The organism is Pseudoalteromonas prydzensis (assembly GCF_011050055.1).
Lineage (GTDB): Bacteria > Pseudomonadota > Gammaproteobacteria > Enterobacterales > Alteromonadaceae > Pseudoalteromonas > Pseudoalteromonas prydzensis_A.
Window position 1 is genome coordinate 1 of the sequence record NZ_DRGM01000094.1, and the last position, 7442, is coordinate 7442.

The 7442-nt window shown below is 42.4% G+C and carries 10 protein-coding genes and 2 pseudogenes; 6 read left to right on the plus strand and 6 right to left on the minus strand.

Features of this window, described 5'->3' with window-relative positions:
• Positions 1-79: pseudogene (locus ENH88_RS08770) on the plus strand (lipopolysaccharide ABC transporter ATP-binding protein); the annotation flags it as partial.
• Here ENH88_RS08770 and lptB read toward each other — a convergent pair.
• From lptB to ENH88_RS08800, 6 genes and pseudogenes are all read right to left on the minus strand, one after another.
• A pseudogene (lptB, locus tag ENH88_RS08775) lies at positions 72-554 on the minus strand (LPS export ABC transporter ATP-binding protein); the annotation flags it as partial. The pseudogenes ENH88_RS08770 and lptB overlap by 8 nt on opposite strands.
• Positions 551-1084: a lipopolysaccharide transport periplasmic protein LptA gene (gene lptA / locus ENH88_RS08780; RefSeq protein WP_304181720.1), complete on the minus strand. Its 534-nt coding sequence runs from the start codon at positions 1082-1084 to the stop codon at positions 551-553. The gene lptA and the pseudogene lptB, both read right to left, overlap by 4 nt.
• Positions 1074-1628: an LPS export ABC transporter periplasmic protein LptC gene (gene lptC / locus ENH88_RS08785; RefSeq protein WP_304181722.1), complete on the minus strand. Its 555-nt coding sequence runs from the start codon at positions 1626-1628 to the stop codon at positions 1074-1076. Before lptC ends, lptA begins: the two co-directional genes overlap by 11 nt.
• Positions 1625-2176, minus strand: a complete 552-nt coding sequence (gene kdsC, locus ENH88_RS08790; RefSeq protein WP_304181723.1) for a 3-deoxy-manno-octulosonate-8-phosphatase KdsC — start codon at positions 2174-2176, stop codon at positions 1625-1627. Before kdsC ends, lptC begins: the two co-directional genes overlap by 4 nt.
• Positions 2176-3147, minus strand: a complete 972-nt coding sequence (locus ENH88_RS08795) for a KpsF/GutQ family sugar-phosphate isomerase (RefSeq protein WP_304181726.1) — start codon at positions 3145-3147, stop codon at positions 2176-2178. The genes kdsC and ENH88_RS08795 overlap by 1 nt, the downstream gene beginning before the upstream one ends.
• A 25-nt stretch (positions 3148-3172) precedes the next feature.
• Positions 3173-4144, minus strand: coding sequence for a calcium/sodium antiporter (locus ENH88_RS08800; protein ID WP_304181730.1), 972 nt, complete (start codon positions 4142-4144; stop codon positions 3173-3175).
• A 255-nt stretch (positions 4145-4399) separates the two neighbouring features.
• Here ENH88_RS08800 and mlaF point away from each other — a divergent pair, with 255 nt between their 5' ends.
• The 5 genes from mlaF to ENH88_RS08825 form a co-directional block, all read left to right on the plus strand.
• Positions 4400-5215 (plus strand): phospholipid ABC transporter ATP-binding protein MlaF, encoded by an 816-nt coding sequence (gene mlaF, locus ENH88_RS08805; RefSeq protein ID WP_304181742.1) that lies wholly within the window; start codon positions 4400-4402, stop codon positions 5213-5215.
• Positions 5215-5994: a lipid asymmetry maintenance ABC transporter permease subunit MlaE gene (gene mlaE / locus ENH88_RS08810; protein ID WP_304181733.1), complete on the plus strand. Its 780-nt coding sequence runs from the start codon at positions 5215-5217 to the stop codon at positions 5992-5994. Before mlaF ends, mlaE begins: the two co-directional genes overlap by 1 nt.
• Before the next feature lie 14 nt (positions 5995-6008).
• Positions 6009-6557, plus strand: a complete 549-nt coding sequence (gene mlaD, locus ENH88_RS08815) for an outer membrane lipid asymmetry maintenance protein MlaD (protein WP_304181735.1) — start codon at positions 6009-6011, stop codon at positions 6555-6557.
• Positions 6558-6563: 6 nt separating this feature from the next.
• Positions 6564-7238, plus strand: a complete 675-nt coding sequence (locus ENH88_RS08820; protein ID WP_304181737.1) for an MlaC/ttg2D family ABC transporter substrate-binding protein — start codon at positions 6564-6566, stop codon at positions 7236-7238.
• Positions 7231-7442: STAS domain-containing protein (locus ENH88_RS08825; RefSeq protein ID WP_304181740.1), on the plus strand; the 212-nt coding region annotated here is incomplete at its 3' end. The genes ENH88_RS08820 and ENH88_RS08825, both read left to right, overlap by 8 nt.

Consider the following 7442-nt stretch of genomic DNA (forward strand, 5'->3'; position numbering starts at 1 on the left):
AATATTTCGTAAGTTGACTGTATATCAAAATCTTATGGCGATTTTAGAAACCCGCAAAGAGCTAAAAAAACAAGCAAGATAAATTTTGGATTTGCGGCTAAAGCGCGCGCAATTTCAACGCGTCGGCGTTCACCGCCTGATAGCGCCATACCTTGGCTGTCGCGAATATGTTGAATGCTAAATTCATCCAGTAAGCTGTCGAGGGCTTCTTCCCTGGCTTGTTTTTTTAGCTCTTTGCGGGTTTCTAAAATCGCCATAAGATTTTGATATACAGTCAACTTACGAAATATTGATGACTCCTGAGGCAAGTAACCAATCCCTAAGCGGGCGCGGCTATGCATTGGCAGTAGGGTAATGTCATTATCATCAATACTGATTTTGCCTTTGTCGCTAGGCACTAAGCCTACAATCATATAAAAGGTGGTGGTTTTACCTGCGCCATTTGGGCCAAGTAAACCAACAATGCTGCCAGCGGTTACTTCTAAACCAACACTTTTGACAACTTGACGACCTTTGTAGCTTTTAGCTAAAAATTCAGCTTTTAATGTACTCATGGTTGGCCTTTAGATTTGATTTTTTTACTGTCTACTGGCACGAGTATAGTGTGTACGCGATCGTCTGAGCTTGCGCCTTTTTCGGCACTGATCAGTTGTTGATCCATGTCGTAGGTAATACTTTTAGCATTAATTTTTTGCCCTGCTTGAGTAACCTGTGCGTCACCAATTAAGGTTAAGTAGCGCTTTGCAACGTCGTAACGAACTTCTTCAGCACTGGCGCTCATGATTGTGCCATCAGCTTGTTTTTCTTCAAAATAAGCTGGGTTGCCAGTCGCTACAAGTAGTTGTTTATTATCGCCTAAGTCTTCACGTTTGTGTACTTCAAGGCGGTCAGCTTTGATACGACGGTTACCATGAATGATCTCAACGTTCTTTTCAAAAATACCGATATTATCTTTCAGTTGTGCAAGTTGTTTGTCTGCACTGATTGATACTTGGTTCGCAGGCGGTGAGGCAGTCTCTGCAAAGCTTGAAAAGGCCATGAATAAGCTTGGTATAACAAGCAAGTGAGCAAATTTATTGGTCATAATATATGGTTCGCGTATGGTTAATTAGTTCTACCACTTCGGCTTTTAAGTCGGCATGGAGGCCGCGCCCAGTGATCTTTAAATTTGGTCCGATCAATTCTACTGGTTGTTCAGAACTCATGGTTTGCAGCTCAATATCAACCTGAATGTTGTCTGCATTTATATGTTCAATCATGGCATTGTTGGTGAGGTTTTTAGCCACCACATTGCCTTCTAAAATTAATTGATGATTTTCATATAAGGTGGCTTCGTTTGCATTAATTTGCCACGTTTGTTGTTGATTATATAAAGTAAAAATAGGTTGCTCAAAGTAAGTGAAGCCTAACTGTTGATAGAGCTCCATTTTTGCAGCGGTTACTTTGTGGCTAATCTTACCTTGTTCATCAAATGCGGTTTGTTTTAATGCCACCGCCGTGTAATCAGGTTTTGCTATGATATCTTCTTGGTTTTGTACTGTGGTTGCAGGTTGATTAAAATAGGGGAACCACAGCCACACCATACAAGCGACGAACAGTACGCATAATATTAAACGCGCACTATTCATGAGCTAGTCCCTTCGCAGGTTAACGATTTACCATTTTCGAGCATCAGTAAATCAGTTAACTCACGCACGGCACCAAAGCCGCCAGGTAACATGGTTGTATAGTGTGAAATACGCTTGATCAGTGGATGGGCATCATTTACTGCCACTGCAAATCCCACTAACTCCATGACCGGCAGATCAGGCCCATCGTCACCAATGTAGGCAATTTGCTGATCAGTTAACTGCAGTTTATCTTTGAGCTGTTGATAAGCTTGCAACTTGTTTTCTTGGCCTTGGTAAATGTGCGGTACAGTCAGGCTAGTCATTCGTTGCTGAACTATCTGTGAATGACGACCGGTGATCACGGCTACTTCAAAACCACTGTTGATCAACGCTTTAATACCAAAGCCGTCTTTGGTATTAAACGCTTTTAGTTCTTCACCTTGGTTGCCTAGGTAAATACGGCCATCTGAGAATACGCCATCGATGTCGCAAATAAGCAGTTTAATTTTCTGTGCACGGCTGCGTGCATCGTCACCAAGCGGCTGGTATAAATCAGCAAACTGCATTATAAAACTCCTGCTTTTAGCAAATCCTGCATGTTCAGTGCGCCAATAGGGCGTTGCTCATCATCAATCACAATTAAGCCGTTGATACGCTTATTTTCCATAATGTTAAGTGCCTCGGCGGCGAGCATATCTGCGGTTGCTGTGGTACAAGTGCGAGTCATTACAGTGCTTATCAAAGTACTATGAATATCAACTCGTTGCTCTAAAATACGGCGTAAATCACCATCAGTAAATAACCCCGCAAGTTGCTTGTTATCATCAACAATGGCCGTCATACCTAATCCTTTGGCAGACATTTCAATTAACGCGTCTTTGATGCACTGCTTGTCATTAATGATAGGTGTTGCAGTACCACTGTGCATAATATCTTTTAAGCATAGCAGTAAGCGTTTACCTAAGCTGCCACCTGGGTGTGAGAGTGCAAAGTCATCGGCGGTAAAACCGCGAGTCTCTAGCAGGGCAACAGCCATCGCATCGCCCATCGCAAGTGTGGCTGTGGTGCTTGCCGTTGGTGCAAGCCCTAATGGGCAGGCTTCTTGGCTCACTTTAATGCACACATGAGCGTCTGCCCATTTTGCCATTGATGATGCTGGGTTACCTGTCATAGCAATCATTTTTGCGCCAATGCGTTTAATGACTGGAATAATATTAAGTACTTCGCTGGTTTCACCTGAGTTTGATAGTAGCATGACCACATCATCGCGGGTGATCATGCCTAAATCGCCGTGACTTGCTTCGCCAGGGTGAACAAAAAACGCAGGAGTACCTGTACTTGCTAATGTTGCAGCAATCTTATTGCCAATATGACCGGATTTCCCCATACCCACTACAATGACCCTGCCATGACATTGATACATTAACTGGCAAGCTCGATTAAAGTTTTCGTCGAGGTATTGGGCTATCTCAGTTAGTGCTTGGCGCTCGATATCGAGTACCCGCTTACCTTGTTCAATAAAATTTAACTGCGTCATAGTGTTATCCATTTTTTGGGTAGCATTAAGCAACTTGGTTGAAAATATAACCTTGATAGACTAAAAACGCGACCAATAACAGGCCACCTTCAACTCGATTAATGCGTCTTGTGCCTCTAAAACTCAAAGACATAGCAATCAATGCTATGGTGGCAGCAATCATTATTAAGGCATCACGGTTTGCCGCTGATGGATCAATAATTGATGGGTTGATAATACCAGCCAGTGGTAATACCGCTAATATGTTAAAAATATTTGAGCCAACAATATTACCCAGTGCTAAATCATCTTCATTTTTCAATACCCCTGCAATGCAGGCGGCAAGTTCAGGTAGGCTTGTACCAATAGCAATAATGGTTAAGCCAATAACCAGATCACTTAAACCAAAAAATTTGGCAATATCAACGGCTGAACCAACTAAAAAGTGAGAGCTGATAGGCAGTAACACCATACCGATGACTAGCCAAAATAAAGCCGATTTGGTTGGCACGTTATCTGGTACATCGTCACAGGCTTCGCTTACAAAAGGGTCATCAGCTTGGTTTTTAGCGCGAATAGAAATAATAACTAAGCCGGCAATAAAGACCACAAAGCCAATGATTAATGCAACGCCTTCAGCAAATGAAAAGTAGTTATCAGAAAATATATACCAAGCGGCGACTGATACTAACAGCACCAGCGGCATTTCGCGCTTTAAGGTCATTGATGATACGGTTAGCGGGCGCAATAGTGCGGTGATACCTAAAACGAGTAAAATATTAGTGATATTTGAGCCAACTGCATTACCCACTGCAGTGTCGGTTTTGCCAGCAAGGGCGGCTGATGCTGATACCATCATTTCAGGGGCTGACGAGCCCATAGCAACAACTGTTAAACCGACAATAAGTGTAGGGACACCGAAATTTTTTGCCAGCGCAGCTGCGCCGTAGACAAAGCGATCCGCACTCCAAACGAGGGCTGCAAACCCGAGAATTAAAATGACAAAAGAAGTCACCATTATATTACGCCAATTATTCAAAATGAGATGGCTGCAAATAGTAACAAAAGCCAACCTGAAAGTATAAATAAAAGAATCAGGTCAACTTGTTCGTAAGTCGTTATTGTTAGCCTAGAAAAAATTATTTAAGCGTCTGTTAAGCCTACTGCTGTAAGGTTTTGCTTGTTATTACATAGAATATTACAAAATTTTACGATTTGTTTTTTCCATCTTGCTGTAAAAACGCTTAAAATAGGAGAACTAGTGAAAATAGTAATGGAGAGCGACTTGTCGCAACCAATAGTAGAAATCAAGGATGTAAGCTTTTCTCGAGGCAATCGCAGCATATATAAAAATATGAGCTTTAGCGTTCCGAAAGGGAAAATCACGGCAATTATGGGACCAAGCGGAATTGGTAAAACCACCATGTTGCGTTTAATTGGTGGTCAGTTAAAACCAGATAGCGGCACTATATTATTCGAAGGTAACAACATTCCAACTATGTCGCGTAAAGAGCTTTATGCAGCGCGTACCAAAATGAGTATGTTATTCCAAAGCGGCGCATTATTTACCGATATGTCAGTGTTTGACAATATCGCTTTTCCGCTGCGTGAACATACTCGTCTCAGTGAAGATTTAATTCGTCTTGTGGTGCTAATGAAATTACAAGCCGTTGGCTTACGTGGTGCTCAGGATTTAATGCCTTCAGAGTTGTCAGGCGGAATGGCGCGTCGTGCTGCATTGGCACGCTCTATCGCACTTGATCCTGAATTAATTATGTATGATGAACCGTTTGCAGGCCAAGACCCGATTTCGATGGGGGTGTTGGTTAAATTGATTAAGTCACTTAATCAAGTATTGGGTTTGTCGTCGCTGATTGTGACCCATGATGTGAGCGAAGTCATGAGCATTGCCGATCACGTTATTATTATCGCCGATCAAGGTGTTATTGGTAGCGGTACAGCGGATGAAATGCGTCATCATGAATCGCCGCTGGTGCAGCAATTCTTAAAAGGATTATCTGATGGTCCAGTGCCATTTCATTTTCCTGCTCAACCTTACCAGCAAGAATTACTGGGAGGGCGCCGCTAATGTTAGACTTTTTGCAAATGCTAGGTCATAAAACGTTAGGACGTTTTGCAGCGCTTGGTCGCTCTACTCAAATGCTGGTTGGCGCACTGTGCAATGTTCCTAACTTCAGAAAAGGCACGCCGCTTTTAATACGTCAATTATATATGGTCGGCTCACAGTCACTGTTGATTATCATGGTGTCGGGCTTATTTATTGGTATGGTATTGGCGTTGCAAGGCTACACCGTATTAGTTGGTTATGGCGCTGAAGATAGTTTAGGGCCATTGGTGGCATTGAGTTTATTGCGCGAGTTAGGCCCAGTTGTTACGGCGTTATTATTTGCCGGACGAGCAGGGAGTGCGCTGACTGCTGAAATTGGTTTAATGAAAGCCACTGAGCAGTTATCTAGCCTGGAAATGATGGCGATTGATCCACTTAAACGTATTATCGCACCGCGATTTTGGGCGGGCTTTATCAGCATGCCATTGCTAGCATTGATATTTTCAGCCGTTGCAATCATTGGTGCTCACTTGGTTGGTGTTGATTGGTTGGGCGTAGATACAGGCAGCTTTTGGTCAATCATGCAGTCGCAGGTGTCATTCCAGCAAGATATTTTAAATGGCATGATCAAAAGTTTTGTCTTTGCCATCGTTGTTACATGGATAGCGCTTTATAAAGGTTATGATTGTATACCGACCTCTGAAGGGATCAGTAAAGCAACAACAGAAACGGTAGTGCACTCTTCTTTGGCTGTTTTAGGGTTTGATTTTATTTTGACAGCGGTAATGTTTACCAGCTAATAAAGGTATAAAAAATGAATTCACGGAAATTAGAAATTTTAGTTGGTTTTTTTGTTGCGTTAGGTATCGCGGCATTTGCAATGTTGGCGTTAAAAGTTGCCAACGCAGGGATCAGCGGCAATGGCGAAACGTATTTATTGAAAGCTAAGTTTGAAAACATTGGCTCGTTAAAAGCACGCGCACCAATCAAAGTGGGTGGCGTTGTGGTGGGCCGAGTTGAGGCTATTTCAATTCACCCACAAGAATTTGTGCCCGTTGTTGATATGACCATTGATGCACAATATCAATGTCGTTTTTCAGATACCAGCTCAGTGTCAATTTTGACCTCAGGTATTTTAGGTGAGCAGTATCTAGGTATTAACCCTGTGATCGCCCCAAAATCAGCTGAGCAAGCTTGTTTCGGCGTAGCGGTAACCAGTGATGATAAAGATTTAGGCCTAGATGAGTTATTCGGTGTTGAAAGCAAAGCCTTAAATGATGGCGACTATATCACCGACACTAAATCAGCATTGGTGCTTGAAGAATTAATCGGGCAGTTTTTATTCAATCAAGGCGGCGAGTAACTAATTATGTTTAAACAATTTTTAATGGTAGTGGCGCTTACTTTCAGCGCAATCAGTGTAGCAAGCGATGCGGTCGATTTAACAGACCCATACAAAATGGTCCGCCAAGTTTCAGATAATACTTTTCAGCGTATTACCCGTGATCAGCCTTTAATTGAAAAAGATAAAGAGCATCTACGAGTGATCGTCAAAGAAGAGTTGATGCCGTATATTGATTATAAATATGCTGCACTGCGGGTATTAGGTAGTCATGTATCAAAAGTACGTGCGATTAAAGATCCTGCCGAGCAAAAACAAGCCGTGGAAGACATTAAGCGCTTTATTGATGTGTTTCAAGAATACTTAATCGCAACCTATGCCGGTGTGTTTACGCAATACACCAACCAACAAGTAGAGTTTGGGCCAAGTAAAGAGTTTGCCGGGCAAGACCTAGTGTTAGTAAAAACCAAAATCGTCGAGCCGGGCAAGCCGGAAATTAAAATTGATTTTAAAGTACGCGCAGACCGCAGTGGTGAATGGCGTGCTTATGACATGGTTGCTGAAGGTATTAGTTTATTAGATGCCAAGCAAAGTGAATTCCAAGGCATTTTACGCCAACAAGGCATTGACCATGTAAGTAACCTACTTGAACAGAAAAGTAAGTTACCAGTGCAATTTAGAGGCGAAGGCGGTAATGAGTAAAGTAACGGTTACTCAGCTTGACGAACAGCACTATCGAGTCAGTGGTGAATTGACTCGAAATTCAATTTCTGCTGAACGACTTCTGAATAAAAAACCACAAAGTGACCATAAAACTTGGTATTTTGACCTTTCTGAGGTGTCTAGGGTTGACACGGCGGGCTTAGCTTGGTTAATTCACTCTTTCGCAGAATTAAAGCAGCAAGG